This is a genomic window from Thioalkalivibrio sp. ALE11, from assembly GCF_000381205.1.
In the GTDB taxonomy this organism is placed as follows: Bacteria; Pseudomonadota; Gammaproteobacteria; order Ectothiorhodospirales; family Ectothiorhodospiraceae; genus Thioalkalivibrio.
The window spans coordinates 77,534-95,179 of the sequence record NZ_KB906165.1 but is presented as its reverse complement, the minus strand read 5'-3'; the positions used below and the strand labels follow the sequence as shown (position 1 = coordinate 95,179).

At 66.4% G+C, this 17,646-nt stretch carries 19 protein-coding genes; 16 read left to right on the top strand and 3 right to left on the bottom strand.

The genetic code is table 11. The annotated features are described in order from the left end of the window. Positions 1-101: 101 nt before the first annotated feature. The 3 genes from F620_RS0102565 to dnaA form a co-directional block, all read right to left on the bottom strand. A complete protein-coding gene (locus F620_RS0102565) occupies positions 102-1,181 on the bottom strand; it encodes a DNA replication/repair protein RecF (RefSeq protein ID WP_019569334.1) in 1,080 nt (359 codons plus the stop codon). 13 nt (positions 1,182-1,194) lie between these two features. After that, on the bottom strand, positions 1,195-2,298 hold the full coding sequence (dnaN, locus tag F620_RS0102560; RefSeq protein WP_019569333.1) for a DNA polymerase III subunit beta: 1,104 nt from the start codon (positions 2,296-2,298) through the stop codon (positions 1,195-1,197). Positions 2,299-2,558: 260 nt separating this feature from the next. After that, a complete protein-coding gene (gene dnaA / locus F620_RS0102555) occupies positions 2,559-3,929 on the bottom strand; it encodes a chromosomal replication initiator protein DnaA (protein WP_018868889.1) in 1,371 nt (456 codons plus the stop codon). Between the two features lie 150 nt (positions 3,930-4,079). On the opposite strand from dnaA, the gene rpmH reads away from it, so the two are divergent. The 16 genes from rpmH (at position 4,080) to atpA (ending at position 17,634) form a co-directional block, all read left to right on the top strand. Further along, positions 4,080-4,214, top strand: a complete 135-nt coding sequence (rpmH, locus tag F620_RS0102550) for a 50S ribosomal protein L34 (protein ID WP_018868890.1) — start codon at positions 4,080-4,082, stop codon at positions 4,212-4,214. Between the two features lie 18 nt (positions 4,215-4,232). Further along, positions 4,233-4,589 carry a ribonuclease P protein component gene (gene rnpA, locus F620_RS0102545; protein WP_018868891.1) on the top strand — a complete coding sequence of 119 codons (357 nt, stop codon included), beginning with the start codon at positions 4,233-4,235 and terminating at the stop codon, positions 4,587-4,589. Beyond that, positions 4,586-4,843: a membrane protein insertion efficiency factor YidD gene (yidD, locus tag F620_RS0102540; protein ID WP_018868892.1), complete on the top strand. Its 258-nt coding sequence runs from the start codon at positions 4,586-4,588 to the stop codon at positions 4,841-4,843. Before rnpA ends, yidD begins: the two co-directional genes overlap by 4 nt. Before the next feature lie 8 nt (positions 4,844-4,851). Further along, positions 4,852-6,555, top strand: a complete 1,704-nt coding sequence (yidC, locus tag F620_RS0102535; RefSeq protein ID WP_019569332.1) for a membrane protein insertase YidC — start codon at positions 4,852-4,854, stop codon at positions 6,553-6,555. Positions 6,556-6,561: 6 nt separating this feature from the next. Continuing rightward, on the top strand, positions 6,562-7,878 hold the full coding sequence (gene mnmE, locus F620_RS0102530; RefSeq protein WP_019569331.1) for a tRNA uridine-5-carboxymethylaminomethyl(34) synthesis GTPase MnmE: 1,317 nt from the start codon (positions 6,562-6,564) through the stop codon (positions 7,876-7,878). A gap of 79 nt (positions 7,879-7,957) precedes the next feature. Next, on the top strand, positions 7,958-9,118 hold the full coding sequence (locus F620_RS0102525) for a diguanylate cyclase (protein WP_019569330.1): 1,161 nt from the start codon (positions 7,958-7,960) through the stop codon (positions 9,116-9,118). A gap of 110 nt (positions 9,119-9,228) precedes the next feature. Continuing rightward, entirely contained in the window at positions 9,229-11,103 is a 1,875-nt protein-coding gene (mnmG, locus tag F620_RS0102520) for a tRNA uridine-5-carboxymethylaminomethyl(34) synthesis enzyme MnmG (protein WP_019569329.1), read from the top strand. Continuing rightward, complete coding sequence (gene rsmG, locus F620_RS0102515; RefSeq protein WP_019569328.1) at positions 11,093-11,752, top strand: 16S rRNA (guanine(527)-N(7))-methyltransferase RsmG; 660 nt, start codon at positions 11,093-11,095, stop codon at positions 11,750-11,752. The genes mnmG and rsmG overlap by 11 nt, the downstream gene beginning before the upstream one ends. Continuing rightward, entirely contained in the window at positions 11,749-12,504 is a 756-nt protein-coding gene (locus tag F620_RS0102510) for a ParA family protein (RefSeq protein WP_019569327.1), read from the top strand. The genes rsmG and F620_RS0102510 overlap by 4 nt, the downstream gene beginning before the upstream one ends. Positions 12,505-12,530: 26 nt before the next feature. After that, entirely contained in the window at positions 12,531-13,382 is an 852-nt protein-coding gene (locus tag F620_RS0102505) for a ParB/RepB/Spo0J family partition protein (RefSeq protein ID WP_019569326.1), read from the top strand. A gap of 82 nt (positions 13,383-13,464) precedes the next feature. Further along, a complete protein-coding gene (locus tag F620_RS0102500) occupies positions 13,465-13,866 on the top strand; it encodes an ATP synthase subunit I (protein ID WP_018868900.1) in 402 nt (133 codons plus the stop codon). 16 nt (positions 13,867-13,882) lie between these two features. Next, positions 13,883-14,725: a F0F1 ATP synthase subunit A gene (atpB, locus tag F620_RS0102495; protein WP_019569325.1), complete on the top strand. Its 843-nt coding sequence runs from the start codon at positions 13,883-13,885 to the stop codon at positions 14,723-14,725. Between the two features lie 48 nt (positions 14,726-14,773). Next, complete coding sequence (gene atpE, locus F620_RS0102490; protein WP_018868902.1) at positions 14,774-15,010, top strand: F0F1 ATP synthase subunit C; 237 nt, start codon at positions 14,774-14,776, stop codon at positions 15,008-15,010. A gap of 53 nt (positions 15,011-15,063) precedes the next feature. Continuing rightward, entirely contained in the window at positions 15,064-15,534 is a 471-nt protein-coding gene (locus F620_RS0102485) for a F0F1 ATP synthase subunit B (RefSeq protein WP_018868903.1), read from the top strand. A gap of 9 nt (positions 15,535-15,543) precedes the next feature. Beyond that, positions 15,544-16,080, top strand: coding sequence for a F0F1 ATP synthase subunit delta (locus F620_RS0102480; protein ID WP_018868904.1), 537 nt, complete (start codon positions 15,544-15,546; stop codon positions 16,078-16,080). Between the two features lie 12 nt (positions 16,081-16,092). Then, the gene (gene atpA / locus F620_RS0102475) at positions 16,093-17,634 is read left to right on the top strand and encodes a F0F1 ATP synthase subunit alpha (protein ID WP_018868905.1); all 1,542 of its coding nucleotides are present in this window, start codon (positions 16,093-16,095) and stop codon (positions 17,632-17,634) included. The last annotated feature ends 12 nt before the right edge of the window (positions 17,635-17,646 follow it).

The window sequence follows — 17,646 nt, the reverse complement described above, 5'->3', positions numbered from 1 at the left end:
GGCAGGTGACAATCCCGTCATTGTACCGCAAAGCCGGCCGATTCTGGCGGTTGGCGCGTCGGCGGCTGAAAAGGAGGAGGAGGAATGTTCCACGTGGAACATCACTCGGGCGGAGCAGCCACCCGCCCGTGTTCCACGTGAAACATCCGGGGCTCCCGAACCCGGTCCCCGACCGCGCCGTGATCCACTGCGGTCAGCAGGACCTGCCAGCCCAGCATATCCAGCCCGCCGAGCAGCCCGGCCGTCACCCCTCGATCCAGTTCCGACAGAACGTCGTCCAGCAACAGCAGCGGCGAGCGCCCCGTACGCGCCTCCAGCATCAGACCCTGGCCCACCACCAGTGCCGTCACCAGCCGTTTCTGTTCCCCGCGCGATCCCTCCGTCGCGTCCCTTCCGGCCAGTTTGAGCACCAGGTCGGCCCGCTGCGGCCCGACCTGTGCAAACCCCCGTTCCGCATCCGTGCTCCGACTGCGGTCGACCGCTTCCGCCAGCGAACGTCGCTGTTCCCATCCCGGCCGCAGCCGCAGATCCAGTCCTTCCAGGTCCCCCTCGAATCCCAGCTTCCCCGCGGCTTCCAGCGTCCGTGCCCGCCACTCCCCGACATAATCTTCGCGCGCCCGGGTCACGCGTTCACCCGCCGCCACCAGCGGCCCCTCGAATTCGCGCGCCGCGCGACCCTGTCCCTGACGCAACGCCGCGTTGCGTTGCTCGTGGGCCCGCCGCCAGCGCTGCCATGCCTCGCGATACCCGGCAATTCCGTGAAAACACCCCCAGTCCAGCAGGCGTCGCCGTTCTTCCGGTCCTTCGCGCACCAGGTCGAAGCTGCCCGCGTGCAGCACCCGCGAGGGAAGCCATTCCGCCACGCGCGCATGCCCCCGCAGCCACTCCCCGTCCAGACGCGAGCGTCGGCTTCCCTGCCATTCCACACCGAGCCGGTGGCGTGTCCCGCTCACCGGATCCCGCACCGTGCCTCCCACGCCGAGGTAGTGTTCCCCCTCGCGGACCACCCGGCGCAGTTGCTGCGTACGAAACGACCGACCGACCGACAACAGGTGACAGGCCTCCAGCACCGATGTCTTGCCAGCACCGTTGGCCCCGGCGAACACGTTGAATCCGCCACTCAGCTGCAGCCGGGTTGCCTCCAGGTTGCGCACGCCCTGGATACGCAGTTCTTCCAGCACTCCGGGTCCGCAGCTACAGACGCATCGGCATGACCACGTAGCGCGCGCCGCCGGGCGGTTCCGCCTGGATCAGGATCGAGGAGTTCCCGTCCCGAAGGCCGATCCGCACTGAATCCGTTTCGATCACGTTGAGCACGTCCTGCAGGTACCCGAGGTTGAAGCCGATCTCCATTTCCGGCCCGTCGTAGGATGCTTCCACCGACTCCTGTGCTTCCTCGCGATCGGCGTTATGGGTCATCACCTGGCAGCCCGCCGGTCCCAGGACCATCCGCACCCCCCGGTACTTGTCACTCGCGACGATGGAGACCCGCGCCAGCGCCCTTTTGAGCACTTCCCGTTCAACCACCAGGGTCGCCGGGAGATCCGCAGGGATGACCCGTTCGTAGTCCGGGAAGCGCCCCTCGATCACCTTGGAACGCAACACCGCCGTTCCCAGCTCGAACACGATCTGGTCCTCGGCGAACCCGATGCGCACCGCCTGGTCTTCGTCGTTGAGGTTGCGCTTCAGCTCGGCCACCGCCTTGCGCGGCACGATCCGCTCGATGCGATTCTCCACCGGCTGGTCGAGTTCGATCTCCGCCAGGGCGAGGCGATGGCCATCGGTGGCGACCGCCCGCAGGGTGTGTCCGGTGGCCACGAGCAGCAGCCCCTGGAGGTAGTAACGCACATCCTGCTGCGCCATGGAGAACATGGTCGCCTCCAGCAACCGCCGCAGGCGGTTCTGTGGTACATCCACCGCGGCCAGGATTCCGCCGGCTTCCCAGTCGGGGAAATCCGCCCCGGGCAGGGTGGCGAGCGAAAACCGAGAACCGCCAAAACCGACACTCATGCGTTCGGCATCCAGGCTCGCCCGGATCTCGCTCTCGCCGGGTGCGGCTTTCACCACATCCAGCAGCTTGCGCACCGAGACCGTGGTGTCGCATTCCGCCGGGATGTTCCCGGATGCATGGGCACTCCAGGCCAGTTCCAGGTCCGTGGTCTCCAGCCGCATGCCCCCGGACTCGTCCGGCCGCACGCGGACATTCCCGAGGATCGGCATGGTCAGCCGTTTCTCGGCCGCACCCACGATCCGCTGCAGGGCCTCGGTCATCGCTTCCCGGTTGAATGAGAGTTCCATGGCGTGTCCTGTTGTAAGAGCTTTCTAAATGAATACTTGTAGTAATAACTGACGCGTCAGCCTGTGGGAAAAAGAATATTTCCCTTTGTAAAACAATTACTTATTACTAATTATCCGTCCCGTGAGCCCTTGGGGGTAACTGTGCGCGACCTGTGGACAGATTCCGCCTGCGCATTCGCCCACGGTTTATGCACCGTCACCCGGACAGCTTGTCCACCGTCTTGTCCACAGCCCGCGGCGCTCGTTCATCGACCCGGCTGTCAGCTGCTCAGTGTCCGCAGAAGATTGGAATAGTCCTCGTCCAGGCTCGCGTCCGATTCGCGCAGTTCCGCGATCTTGCGGCAGGCGTGCATGACCGTGGTGTGATCGCGCCCGCCAAAGGCCTGACCGATCTCCGGCAGGCTGTGCTGGGTCAGTTCCTTGGCCAGAGCCATCGCGACCTGACGCGGCCGCGCGATGGAGCGGCTGCGCCGCGTCGACAGCAGATCCGCGACCTTGATGCGGTAGTAATCGGCCACCGTCTTCTGGATGTTTTCCAGCGTAATCAGCTTGTTCTGCACCGCCAGCAGGTCGCGCAGTGCCTCCTTCGCGAAGTCCACCGTAATCGGCTTGCCGGTGAAGTGGGCGTTCGCCAGGACCCGGCGCAGCGAACCTTCCAGTTCGCGGATGTTCGAACGGATCCGCTTGCCCATGAAGAAGGCCACCTCGCTGGGCAGTTCGATCCCTGCCTGTTCCGCCTTGCGCTGCAGGATGGCGACACGGGTTTCCAGTTCCGGCGGTTCGATCGCGATGGTCAGTCCCCAGCCGAACCGGGACTTCAGGCGCTCCTCCAGCCCCTCGACTTCCTTGGGGTAACGGTCGGAGGTCAGGATGATCTGCTGCTGGCCTTCCAGGAGCGCGTTGAAGGTATGGAAGAACTCCTCCTGCGAGCGTTCCTTGCCGGCAAAGAACTGGATATCGTCGATCAGCAGCGCATCGGCACTGCGGTAGTGCTGCTTGAAGTCATCGATCGCGTTGTGCTGCAGCGCCTTGATCATGTCTGCAACGAAGCGCTCGGAATGCAGATAGATGATCCGTCCCTCCGGCTGGCGCGCCAGGATGCTGTTGCCGATCGCATGCATCAGATGGGTCTTGCCCAGGCCGACACCCCCGTAAATGAACAGCGGGTTGTAGCCGACCCCGGGATTTTCCGCGACCTGCAGACTGGCGGCCTTGGCCAGCTGGTTGGACTTCCCCTCGACGAAGGTCTCGAAGGTGAACGCCGGATTCAGGTTGCTGACCGGTCCGGATGCGCGAGGCGGCGTGCCGGTCCCTTCGGCCGGCCGCGTCCCGCTGGCGCCCGCCCCGTCGCCTGCCGCTGCCGGCGTCGGTTCCTCGCCGCCGATCCCGAGACGGACGGCCGGCGTGTCACCCCCGGAACCGGCGGGGGCGATCTCCACCACCGCCTCTTCGATCGTCCCGAGGAGATGGTCGCGCACATGCTCGAACACGAACTGGTTCGGGGCCAGAAGGCGCAGGGTGTCGCCACTTTCATCCGCATGCAGGGGGCGCAGCCAGGTATTGAGCTGCTGTTCGGAGACCTTGTCCTGCAGGCGGTCCAGGCAGGCCCTCCAAAGGCTGTCGGAAGCCACGCGATATTCTCCGATGAGGGATACGAAACAGGCGTGCAGTCTACGCCCGCCGCGCCCGGTCACGCCAGCCGCATCCCCCGGGGACGATTGACTTGTGGCGCTACACGGGGTAGGTTCACCGGCCTTTCATCCAGTCATTCCGGAATCATCATGAAGCGCACCTTCCAGCCCAGCCGTCTCGTCCGCGCGCGAACCCACGGATTCCGTGCCCGCATGGCCACCCGTGGCGGTCGCAAGGTCATCAATGCCCGTCGGGCCAAGGGCCGCAAGCGCCTGACGCCGTAACGCCCGGCCTCGGCCCGAGTGCCCGCGCAGTCCTCGCCGGCCGGCTTTCCGCGCGCCGCGCGCCTGCTGACCGGCGGTGACTACCGCTACGTCTTTCAGGACGCACGGCGGGTGCGCGGGCGCCACCTGACCCTGCTTTACCGCCCGCGGAGCGAGGACGGCCCCGCGCGGCTGGGCCTGGCGATCGGCAAGCGCCATGTCCGACGCGCGGTACGGCGCAACCGGATCAAGCGAATCGCCCGCGAGGCCTTTCGCCAGCGACGTACCGACCTGCCGCCGGTGGATATCATCATCCTTGCGCGCGGCGGGGCGGGTGACGTGGAAGCCGAAGCCCTGCGGCGCGAGATCGACCATTTGCTGGACCGCATCCGATGAGCCGTCTGCTGCGCAAGATCGCCCTGTTGCCCGTGCGGGCCTACCAGTACGGCATCTCGCCGTTCATGGCGCCGCATTGCCGCCATTTCCCGACGTGTTCCGCCTACACGGTGGAAGCCGTGGAGACCCACGGCGTGCTGCGCGGATTCTGGCTGGGCCTGCGCCGCATCCTGCGCTGTCATCCCTGGTCACCGGGCGGCTATGATCCGGTCCCGCCGCGGGATCCCGACTCCCAATCTCCTTCCCGGAAGTAATCGCGCCCATGGATAACATCCGTCCCCTGCTGTGGCTGACCCTGGCCTTCATCCTGTTCCTGATGTGGATGGCCTGGAACGATGACTACGGCACTCGACCGGCCACCGAGACCGCGGCCGAACGCGAGCTGGAAGAAGATCCGGATGCGCGGCCGGAGGATGTTCCGGATACCCCGGAGGCGGCGGCCGAGCCCGAGGCCGACCCGGCCACGGATGCCCCGGAACCCATCGCGGCCCCGGAGCGGCCTCAGATCCAGGTGGTGACCGACAAGCATGACCTGCTGATCGATACCCGCGGTGGCACGATCCTGCGGGCCGATCTGCTGCAGTTCCCGCAGGATCTGCGCGACGACCCCCTGGTGCCGGTGCGCCTGATGGATCACCGCATTCGCGGTTATGTCGCACAGAGCGGCCTGACCCACGACCGCGTTGAGGGTGTCGATCCTGAAGGACGCGCGCCCTCGCATCACGCCGACTTCGAGGTCGATCAGGATCGTTTCGAGCTGGGCGAAGGCCAGGATCAGCTGCGCGTGCCGATGCGCTGGACCTCGGAAGACGGCGAGATCGAGGTCGTGAAGACCTACGTCTTCAACCGCGGCACCCACCTGATCGAGGTGGAATACGAGGTCCACAACCACAGTGCCGATCCCTGGATCGGGCGCCAGTATCGCCAGCTGCGTCATGGCGAGACCCCCGACCGTGAATCCTGGTGGCTGTACACCTTTACCGGGGCGGCCTGGTACGACGGCAGCTACGAGCGCGAGCGTTTCGAGTCGCTGGCGGACGATCCGGTCGAGGATCGCATCGAGGGTGGCTGGGTCTCGATGATCGAGCACTATTTCGTGTCGGCCTGGATCCCGGGCGCCGAGGAACTCAACGCCCTTTATGCCCGGGGGGTCCCCGGGGAAGTGGGCGAGGAGTACCTGATCGGCCTGCATTCGGCCGAGCCGCTGCGCGTGGCCTCGGGCGACAGCGGCCAGTTCCATACCCGCCTGTGGGTCGGCCCCAAGACCCAGGCGGAGCTGGCCGAAATCGCGGACGGCCTGCAACTGACGGTCGATTACGGGGTGTTCACCTTCCTCTCCAGCCCGCTGTTCTGGCTGCTGGACAAGATCCACGCGGTCGTCGGCAACTGGGGCTGGTCCATCGTCATCCTGACCATCCTGATCAAGCTGGCCTTCTTCAAGCTCTCGGCGACCAGCTACCGCTCCATGGCGCGCATGCGCAAGGTCGCGCCCAAGCTGCAGGAGCTGAAGGAGCGCTACAAGGACGACAAGCAGCGCATGAACCAGGCGCTGATGGACCTGTACAAGAAGGAGAAGATCAATCCGCTGGGCGGCTGTCTCCCGATCCTGGTGCAGATACCGGTGTTCATCGCCCTGTACTGGGTGCTGCTGGAGAGTGTCGAACTGCGTCAGGCCCCCTGGTGGCTGTGGATCCAGGATCTGTCGTCACGCGATCCGTTCTTCATCCTGCCGATCCTGATGGGCGTGTCCATGTTCGTGCAGTACAAGCTGAACCCGCCGCCGATGGATCCGGTTCAGCAGAAGATCTTCATGGCGCTGCCGTTCGTGTTCACCGTGTTCTTCGCCTTCTTCCCGGCGGGCCTGGTGCTGTACTGGTTCACCAACAACCTGTTCTCCATCGCGCAGCAGTGGTACATCACGCGCAAGATCGAGACCGGCGCGGACCCCGACAAGCAGAAGGAGTGACCCTTCGTGGACGGTGACACCATCGTCGCGGTCGCGACCCCTCCGGGGTCCGGCGGCATCGGGGTGGTGCGCCTTTCCGGTCCCGAGTCCGCGGTAATGGCGCGGCGGATCGCCGGGCTTGATCCACGGCCGCGGCACGCCCATTACGTGCGCCTGCAGGATCCTGTCGATGATGCGCTGATCGACGACGGTCTGGTGCTGTTCTTCCCGGCCCCGCGTTCCTACACCGGCGAGGACGTGGTCGAATTCCACGGTCACGGGAGTCCCGTACTCCTGGAGCGGCTGGTCGCGGCCTGCGTGGCCCTGGGCGCGCGTCGTGCGCGCCCCGGCGAATACACCGAACGCGCATTCCTCAATGGCCGCATGGACCTGGCCCAGGCGGAGGCCGTCGCCGATCTCATCCACGCCCAGACCGAGCGCGCGGCGTGGCGCGCACGTTCCAGTCTGGACGGCGCCCTGGCGGCCGAGCTGCAGCCGGTCTCCCGCCGCATCCGCGACCTGCGGGTCCACATGGAGGCGGAACTGGACTTTGGCGAGACCGATCTCGAGTCGGATGTGGCCGGGACGCTGGCTCCGGCGGCGGCCGAACTCGCGGCGCAGATCCGCGCGCTGATCGAACGCCTGCGGCCCGGCCGCTACCTGGACCGCGGTCTGCGACTGGCGCTGCTCGGGCCACCCAACGCCGGCAAGTCCAGTCTGATGAACCGCCTTGCAGAGGATGAGGTTGCCATCGTCACCGACCGGCCCGGGACCACGCGCGACGTGCTGCGGGCACCGGTCGCGATCCATGGCATTCCCGTCGAGGTGGTGGATACGGCCGGCCTGCACGGGAGCGAGGATCCGGTGGAGCGGATCGGCATGGAACGGGCCCGCGAGGCCGGACGGACGGCCGATCTGGTGCTCGAGCTGCGTGACCTCACCGATCCCGACGCCGGGATACCACAGGACCTGCCGGCCGATCTGCCGCGCCTGGTAGTGTGGAACAAGAGCGATCTTGCCGATGACCGGCAGGGTTCTGTCTACGCCGACGCGCTCGTGATCTCCGCGCGCACCGGCGAGGGACTGGATGCGCTGCGCGACGCGATTGCCGCGCGCCTGGGCCTGGCGCCCGAGACGGACGGCGGCTTCAGCGTGCGTGCGCGCCACCTCGACGGGCTGGTGGCGGCCGCGAGTGCCCTGGAACGCATCGACCCGGCACTGCCCGGCGATCTCGCCGCCGAAGAACTGCGCAGCGCCGAACAGGCCCTGGACGCCCTCCTCGGACGCCAGGACCACGAGGCCCTGCTGGGCGAGATCTTCGCCGGGTTCTGCATCGGCAAATAATCCGAGTGCCGTTCTGCGGCTTTTGCATTCGCCGTGATCCCGCCGCAGGCTTGCCGAATCCCGAGCGAAGGAATGCGGCATGGCGACCGAACCGGAAGTCCCGACCGAGGAATCCTCCCCTGCCTCCCTGCGTGAACGCCTGATCCGGATGAATCTACCCGATCTCGTCCATGGTGGCGGTCACGCGCCCGACTTCCGGGAAACGCGAGCGGACTACATCCGCCGCCGGATCCGGCCGCTCGCGCTGTTGCTGGCCATCGGTCTGCCCCTGTGGCTGCCGCTCGAATTCTTCCTGCTGGATACCCCGGACGCCCTGCTCACGATGATCCTGCGGCTCACAGGGGCCGGCGCCGGACTGGTGCTGTGGTGGAGTTGCCGCCAGGATACCGGCTACCGCGGCACGCTGTGGCGCCTCGCCCTGCTGCTGGCGATTCCGATGACGCTCTATGCCATGGCGCGGTTCATCATCAATTCCGACCTCGAGTCGGCGCTCGCCTCGGGTTACGCCTTCTTTCCGGCGCTCACGGTCGCGGCCCTGGCCATCTTCCCGCTGACCCTGCGCGAAGGCGCGTTCGGTTCGGTTGTCATCCTCGCCGCCTACATGGCCATCGAGGCGGCCATGGGCAATCTGGGTCGCTGGGACACCCTGGGCAATCTCTGGCTGCTGGTGCTGGTGGCCGGGGTAGCCGTGTGGGCCGCTCTGAGTCAGCTGCACATGCTGCTGCGGCTCTACCGGCAGGCCACTCGCGATCCGCTGACCGGCCTGTTCAACCGCGGGGCCCTCGCGCGCCGGGTCCGGCGTCAGCTGGAAGTTGGCGGCGGGGCGGATGCCGGCCTGTGCGTGCTCCTGTTCGATCTCGACTGGTTCAAGCGGATCAACGACACCCATGGCCATCGTGCCGGCGATCGGGTGCTGGAACATTTCGCTGCCCTGCTGCAGGACGAGTTGTGCGACGGTGGCACCCCCGGCCGCTGGGGCGGTGAAGAATTCCTCGCGGTCCTGCCGCACGGCGACCTCGAGCGCGCGCGAGCGCTGGCGGAACGGATTCGCGAGCGCCTGGGGGCGGAACCCGTCGATCTGTTTCCGGCGGATTCGCTGACCGTAACCGCCTCGGTGGGCGTGGCGTGTCGCCAGGGTGACGAATCGCTGGACGCGCTGGTGCAGCGCGCCGATGACGCACTGTACGCCGCCAAGACCGCCGGCCGGGACTGCGTGCGCAGCGCCCCCGTCCCGACCTGATCGAGTTGAAAGCGATTCACGGTATGGTCACTTCGGGACCGGCAGCGCTCCTGCTACACTGATCGCTTGCAACGCAGTGGCCCGACCCCCGGGCCGGGAAGTTCTGGAGCATGGCGGAATCCTTCGATGTCATCGTAGTGGGCGGCGGGCATGCCGGTACCGAGGCAGCCCTGGCGGCCGCGCGTACCGGTGCGCAAACCCTGCTGCTGACGCACAACCTCGAGACCGTCGGGCAGATGAGCTGCAACCCGGCGATCGGCGGCATTGGCAAGGGGCATCTGGTCAGGGAGATCGATGCGCTGGGCGGGGTCATGGCGCGGGCCGCGGATGCCGCGGGTATCCATTTCCGCGTCCTGAACCGGCGCAAGGGGCCGGCGGTGCGCGCGACCCGCGCCCAGTCGGATCGCCAGCTCTATCGCCTGGCCGTGCGCCGCGCCGTCGACCAGTGCCCCAACCTGCGGGTCTTTCAGCAGGGCGTGGCTGATGTCGTGCTCGACGGTGACCGCGCTGCGGCGGTGGTGACCGACGGCGGGATCCGCTTCGAGGCCGGCTCGGTGGTGCTGACCGTGGGCACCTTCCTCAACGGCCGGATGCATACCGGCGAGCAGAACCAGGCCGGTGGCCGCGCCGGCGACCCGCCGAGCGAACGCCTGGCGGCGCGCCTGCGCGAGATGGCGTTCGATGTCGGCCGGCTGAAGACCGGTACCCCGCCACGCATCGACGGCCGCAGCGTCGACTTTTCCGTGCTGGAACGTCAGCCCGGCGACGATCCGCGACCGGTCTTCTCGTTCATCGGTTCGCGCGACGAGCATCCGCCGCAGCGTGCCTGTCACATCGCCCGGACCACCGAGCATACCCACGCGATCATCCGCGACAACCTCGAGCGCTCGCCGATGTATTCCGGGGCCATCGACAGCACCGGCCCGCGCTACTGTCCGTCGATCGAGGACAAGGTCGTGCGCTTCGCGGACAAGGACAGTCACCAGATCTTTGTGGAACCCGAAGGCCTGGATACCCACGAGCTGTATCCCAACGGCATCTCCACCAGCCTCCCCTGGGAGGTACAGGTTGACCTGGTCCGCAGCATCCCCGGCTTCGCGCACGCACACATCACCCGTCCGGGGTATGCGATCGAATACGATTTCTTCGACCCGCGCGGCCTGACCCCGGCGCTGGCCACCCGCGACGTCGGCAACCTGTTCCTCGCGGGCCAGATCAACGGTACGACCGGCTACGAGGAAGCGGCCGCCCAGGGGCTGGTGGCCGGCCTCAACGCCGCCCGCCACGTCGCCGGGCACGACCCGTGGGTCCCGCAGCGTTCCGAGGCCTACATCGGGGTGCTGATCGACGATCTGGTCACCCGCGGTACCCGCGAGCCCTACCGGATGTTCACCTCGCGCGCCGAACATCGCCTGCTGCTGCGCGAGGACAACGCCGACCTGCGCCTCACGCCGGCGGGCCGCGAAATGGGCCTGGTCGATGATGAACGCTGGACCGTGTTCGGTCGCCGTGCCGAACAGGTCGAGGCCGAACGCGCGCGCCTGGGTGCGACCCGACTGTCGCGCGAACAGCGCCGCAACGAGGCCCTGGTCGCCTATCTCGGCCAGACACCCGATCCCGAAGCGACCCTGGAAGACCTCCTGCGTCGCCCGAACGTGGATTATCCCGGCCTGATGGCCTGCCTGCCCGAGCTGGCTGCGACCCTGCCCGCCGACGTCTGCGAGCAGGTCGAGATCCAGACGAAATATGCCGGCTACATCGAACGTCAGCAGACCGAGGTCCGGCGTCAGGAGCGCGCGGAAAACACGCCGCTGCCGGAAAACCTGGACTACGACCGTGTGCATGGCCTGTCCGCCGAACTCCGGCAGAAGCTCGCCGAGTTTCGTCCCCACACCCTGGCCCAGGCGGGGCGCATTCCCGGCGTGACGCCGGCCGCGCTGTCCGCCCTCGCCGTGCATCTGAAGCAGCGCGCCAGTGGCGAATGAGGACACCTGGCGTGCGGAGCTTGCGCTCCACGCCCCCGCCGCGGGCCTGACGGAACCCGCGATCGACGCGCTCGTGACCTGGCTGAGTCAGCTCGAGCGCTGGAACCGGGTGCACAACCTGAGCGCGGTGCGCGACCCGCAGCAGATGGTGTCGCGGCATGTCTTCGACAGTCTCAGCCTGCGCCCGTGGCTGCACGGGCAGCGTATCCTGGATGTGGGAACCGGCGCCGGACTGCCGGGGCTGATCCTGGCCCTGGCCGATGCCTACGCCCCCGACGGCGATGTGGCCGCAAAGCGGCGGTACTGCCTGCTGGACAGTGCCGCCAAGCGTGTTCGTTTCCTGCGTCACGTGATCGGCCTGCTGCGGACGGAAAACGTCGAGGCCCGGCATCTGCGGATCGAGCAGTTCGCGCCGCAGGCCCCGTTCGATACCCTGGTCTCGCGCGCCTTCAAGGCCCCCGCCGAGACCCTGCAGCGCGCCGGCCATCTGGTCGCCCCGCAGGGGCGGGTACTGGCGATGCTGGGCCCCGCCGACCGTGCCCGCGAAGCGTTGCCGGCACCGTGGTCGTATCAAGCGGTCGAGCCGGTTACCATTCCCGGCGAGCACGCCCCCCGTCACATCGCCATCATCGAGAGAACTGCGCCGTGACCGAGACCCTTGCGATCACCAACCAGAAGGGCGGCGTCGGCAAGACGACCACCTGCGTCAACCTGGCCGCATCGCTCGCCCGTCTGGGTCGTTCGGTGCTGGTGGTCGACATGGACCCGCAGGGCAACGCGACCACGGGATCCGGCGAAGACAAGCATGCCGCCGTACGCACCACCTGCGACGTCCTGCTGGGTGATGCGCCCCTGGATGATGTCGTGCAACGCGTCGAGGCCGGCTTCGATCTGCTGCCGGCCAACGGTGACCTGACCGTGGCCGAGGTGCGCCTGATGGAGGAAGAGGGCCGCGAATATCGCCTGCAACAGGCCCTGGCGGATGCCCGTGGCCGCTGGGACTACGTGCTGGTCGACTGCCCCCCGTCGCTCAATCTGCTGACGGTCAACGGTCTGGTCGCCGCCGATGGCGTCGTCATCCCCATGCAGTGCGAGTACTACGCCCTCGAGGGCCTAACCGCGCTGATGCGCACCATTGAGAGCATCCAGCGCGGGCCCAATCCCCGCCTGCGCATCGCCGGACTGCTGCGCACCATGTTCGATGCCCGCAACCGTCTCGCCGGCGACGTCTCCGAGCAGCTGACCGGGTATTTCGGCGACCGGGTCTACAATACCGTGATCCCGCGCAACATCCGCCTGGCCGAAGCCCCCAGCTTCGGTCAGCCTGCTCTGTTGTATGATGCTTCATCGCGCGGCGCGGTCGCCTATCTCGCCCTGGCAGGCGAACTGCTGCGCCGCTGATTGCTCCTTTCGGCAGGATTCGACACATGGCCAGAAGAAACAGTGGACGACTCGGACGTGGTATCGACGCGCTGCTCAGCGGGGCCTCCGAAGAGCCCGGTGAAGAGGATCGCCTGGAGTCCGTGCCGGTCGAACGCATCCGCCGCGGCCGTTACCAGCCGCGCGGCCGGATATCCGAAGAAGCGCTGGCCGAACTGACCGAATCCATCCGCTCGCAGGGCATCGTTCAGCCGGTGGTCCTGCGGCCGGTGGACGAAGGCTACGAGCTGATCGCCGGCGAGCGACGCTGGCGCGCCGCCCAGCAGGCAGGCCTCGAAACGGTCCCCGCAGTGATCCGCGAGATCCCCGACCAGGCGGCCGCCGCGATGGCCCTGATCGAGAACATCCAGCGGGAGAACCTCAACCCGCTGGAGGAAGCCAGTGCCATCCACCGCCTGATCGGCGAATTCGAACTGACCCACCAGGACGCGGCCACCGCCGTCGGCCGCTCGCGCACCGCGGTGACCAACCTCCTGCGGCTGCTGGAGCTCCACGACGCGGTCAAGGTTCATGTCGACGAGGGCCGCCTCGAGATGGGCCACGCCCGCTGCATCCTCGCCCTGCCGGTCGACGATCAGCCCGAAGTCGCCGAGCGCATCGTCAAGCGTGGCCTCTCGGTACGCGCCACCGAGCAGCTGGTGCGCCGGACCCTCGAGCAGAAGGATGCCGAGCCGGTCGCGACCGAGCCCCCGCCCGAGATCCGGCAGCTGGAGAGCCGCCTTGCCGACACCCTGGGTGCTCCCGTCCAGGTGCGTTACAACCGTCAGGGCAAGGGCCGGCTGGTGATCGAATACAACTCCCTCGACGAGCTCGACGGAATCCTGTCACATATTCAGTAACCCGGTCGGCCCCCGCGGGTCGCGTTGACCTCCCTTAAGGGCCCACTTATACTGCGCGCAATTTTCCGGAGAGGGGTGGGTTGTGCCCATCCACCAGATGACACCGCGACGCTTCAGCCCTGCCATCCAGTCGCTCGGTCTGCAGCTCGCAGTCACCCTTCTCCTGACGGTGCTCTTGCTGGTGCTGTCGTTACCGTCGGCCGCCATCTCGATGGCGCTCGGCGGCGGGATTGCCGCCCTCGGAAACGCCGTGATGGTATTTGCGGTCTTCGGGGCGTATCGTGCGTCGGCTGCCCGGAACCTGGCCGGGCGCATGATGCTGGCTCAGGTATTCCGGCTGCTGCTCATCGCAGCCGCATTTGCGGCGGTGTTCGCGGGTTACGAGAACCCCGACCTGCCCGCCCTGTTCGGTGGCTTTCTCGCGGTGCATCTTCTGCCCGTGTGGTGGGTCCACCGGGCATCCGCCCAAGCAATGAAGAGATAGCGACATGGCTTCAGAAATGGACGACCATATCAATCACCATCTCACGAACCTGACCTTCGGGTATCACCCGGAGGACGGGCTCGGCTTCGCGATGAGCGCATCGGAGGCCGCCGAGATGGGTTTCTGGGCCATCCACGTCGATTCGATGATCTGGTCCATCGGGCTCGGCCTGCTGTTCATCCTCAGCTTCCGTTACGCGGCCAAGCGGGTCACCGCAGGTGTACCCGGTGGCTGGCAGAACTTCGTCGAATGGATCATGGAATTCGTCGACACCAACGTGCGCGGTTCGTTCAAGCACAAGAACGACCTCATCGCGCCGCTGGCACTGACCATCTTCATCTGGATCTTCCTGCTCAACCTGATGGACCTGGTGCCGGTGGATCTGATCCCGCACCTCGCCTATCTGCTGGGCATCCCGTACTTCAAGATCGTGCCCACGACCGACATCAACGTGACGATCGGCCTGGCGCTGGGCGTGTTCATTCTCATCATCTATTACTCGCTGAAGATCAAGGGTCCGGTGGGTTTCTTCAAGGAGCTGACCGGTGCGCCGTTCCAGACCTCCATCGCCCCGCTGAAGCCCCTGACCTGGGTGGCCAACTTCGTGCTGGAAGTCGTCGACCTCCTGGCCAAACCGGCTTCTCTCGCCCTGCGACTGTTCGGCAACCTGTACGCCGCCGAGATGATCTTTATCCTCATCGGCCTGATGTACTCCGCCGGACTGATGTTCGGGCTCGCCGGGGGCGTGCTGCACGTCGGCTGGGCGATCTTCCACATCCTCGTGGTGCCGCTGCAGGCCTTCATCTTCATGGTGCTGACCATCGTCTATCTGGACATGGCTCACTCGGAAGACCACTGATAACCCTTAACTTCAACCGACCGTCTCAACTTCACTGGAGATATTACGATGGAAATGGCTAACGCTCTGGTTATTATCGCCGCCGCTCTGATGATGGGCATGGCCGCTATCGGCGCCGCGATTGGTGTCGCCACCCTCGGGGGTCGCTTCCTCGAAGGCGCTGCCCGTCAGCCGGAACTGATCCCGATGCTGCGCACCAACTTCTTCATCGTTGTGGGTCTGACCGACGCCGTGCCGATGATCTCGGTGGGTATCGGCCTGTACGTCCTGTTCGTTCTCGGCTAAGGGCTGATCGAGTCACGAGGATCCCTCACCACTCGTCAACCTGAGGTAGCAGGATGAATATCAATCTCACCATCATCGGGCAGCTGCTGGCCTTCAGCGTTTTCGTATGGTTCACCATGCGATTCGTCTGGCCGCCGCTGACCCAGGCCCTGGAGGCACGGCGCAAGAAGATCGCCGACGGCCTCGCGGCCGCCGAACGCGGCGAGAAGGAACAGGAGCTGGCCCAGGAGCGTGCGACCGAGGTCATCAAGGAGGCCAAGCAGCAGGCCAACGACATCGTCGCCTCCGCTCAGAAGCGTGCCAACGAGCTCGTCGAGGAAGCCCGCACCAACGCCCGCGAGGAAGGGGAGCGAATCAAGGAATCGGCGCAGGCCGAAGCCGAGCAGGAGCTCAACCGCGCGAAGGAGGAACTGCGCAAGCAGGTCTCCGACCTGGCGGTGCAGGGTGCCGAGCAGATCCTGGCCAAGGAGATTGACGCCAAGGCCCACGGTGACCTTCTCAAGAAGCTCGCTGCCAAGCTGTAAGGAGAGGCTATGTCAGACCTGATTTCGGTAGCCCGACCCTACGCCCGCGCCGCTTTCGAGCGGGCACGCGAGGACCAGGACCTCGCCGGCTGGGCCGAGCAGCTGGAATTGCTGGCGGCGATCGCCGGCGATTCCCGGATGCACGATCTCCTCTCGAATCCCCGGGTGCCGCGGGACAAGCGTGCCCAGCTCGTGCTGGACATCGCCGAGGGCAAGCTCAACGACGGTGTGGCCAATCTGGTCCGCCTGCTGGGCGAGAACGGTCGCCTGCCGGCGTTGCCGGCCGTGAGCGAGGCCTTCAACGCGCTGAAGGCCGAAGCCGAAAGCCGCGTGGAGGCCGAGGTCATTGCGTTCCGCAAACTCACCCAGGCGCAGGAGAAAGAGATCCACAAGGCGCTGTCCGAACGTCTCGGCCGCGAAGTGGATCTGACCTCCTCGGTCGACAGCTCCCTTCTTGGAGGGGCCATCATCCGCGCCGGCGACCTGGTCATCGACGGCTCCGTGCGAGGCCAGCTGGACCGCCTGGCTGCCAATTTGAGTCGCTAAGAGGAAATTATCATGCAACTGAATCCCTCCGAGATCAGTGATCTGATCAAACAGCGCATCGACAAGTTCGATGCGGGCTCCGAGGCCTCGAACGAGGGCACCGTGGTCAGCCTGCAGGACGGCATCGCCCGCGTTCACGGCCTGGGCGACGTCATGCAGGGCGAAATGCTCGCCTTCCCCGGCGAAACCTACGGCATGGCGCTCAACCTCGAGCGCGACTCCGTGGGTGTGGTGATCCTCGGTGATTACAACCACCTGCGCGAAGGCGACACCGTCAAGTGCACCGGCCGCATCCTCGAGGTCCCGGTGGGCGACGAGCTGCTCGGCCGCGTGGTCGATTCGCTCGGGCAGCCGCTGGACGGCAAGGGCGCGATCGAGACCGGTCAGACCAGCCCGATCGAGCGCATGGCGCCCGGCGTCATCGAACGACAGGGCGTGGACCAGCCGCTGCAGAGCGGCATCAAGGCCATCGACGCCATGGTCCCCGTCGGCCGCGGTCAGCGCGAGCTGATCATCGGCGACCGCCAGACCGGCAAGACCGCCGTGGCCGTGGATGCGATCATCAACCAGAAGGATTCCGGCGTGAAGTGCATCTACGTCGCCGTTGGCCAGAAGGCCTCCTCGGTGGCGTCGGTGGTGAACAAGCTCGAGCAGGCCGGCGCGATGGATAACACCATCGTTGTCGCGGCCAACGCGTCCGAATCCGCCGCGATGCAGTTCATCGCCCCCTACGCCGGCTGCGCGATGGGCGAATACTTCCGTGACAAGGGCGAGGACGCCCTGATCGTCTACGACGACCTCACCAAGCAGGCCTGGGCGTATCGTCAGGTGTCGCTGCTGCTGCGCCGTCCGCCGGGCCGCGAAGCCTATCCGGGTGACGTGTTCTATCTGCATTCGCGTCTGCTGGAACGTGCGTCCCGCGTCAACGAGGAGTACGTCGAGCGTGCGACCAATGGCGAGGTCAAGGGTCAGACCGGATCGCTGACCGCCCTGCCGATCATCGAGACCCAGGCCGGCGACGTGTCCGCGTTCGTGCCGACCAACGTGATCTCGATCACCGACGGTCAGATCTTCCTCGAAACCGACCTGTTCAATTCGGGCATCCGCCCGGCGATCAACGCCGGTCTGTCCGTTTCCCGTGTCGGTGGCTCGGCCCAGACCAAGATCATCAAGAAGCTGGGCGGCAGCGTGCGTCTCGACCTCGCCCAGTACCGCGAACTGGCCGCGTTTTCGCAGTTCGCCTCCGATCTGGACGAAACCACGCGCAAGCAGCTGGATCGCGGGAAGCGCGTTACCGAGCTGATGAAGCAGGGCCAGTACCAGCCGATGTCCATCGGCGAGATGGCGTTCTCGCTGTACGCGGCCAATCAGGGCTACCTCGACGACGTCGAGGAAGACAAGGTCGTGGATTTCGAACGCGAACTCCAGGCCTGGCTGCGCTCGAACCAGAAGGCGCTGCTCGACGAGATCAACAGCAGCGGCGACTACAACGACTCCATCCAGGAACGCATGACCGCCGCCCTGGACGAGTTCAAGTCCAAGAACACCTGGTAACGGGAGCGCGCA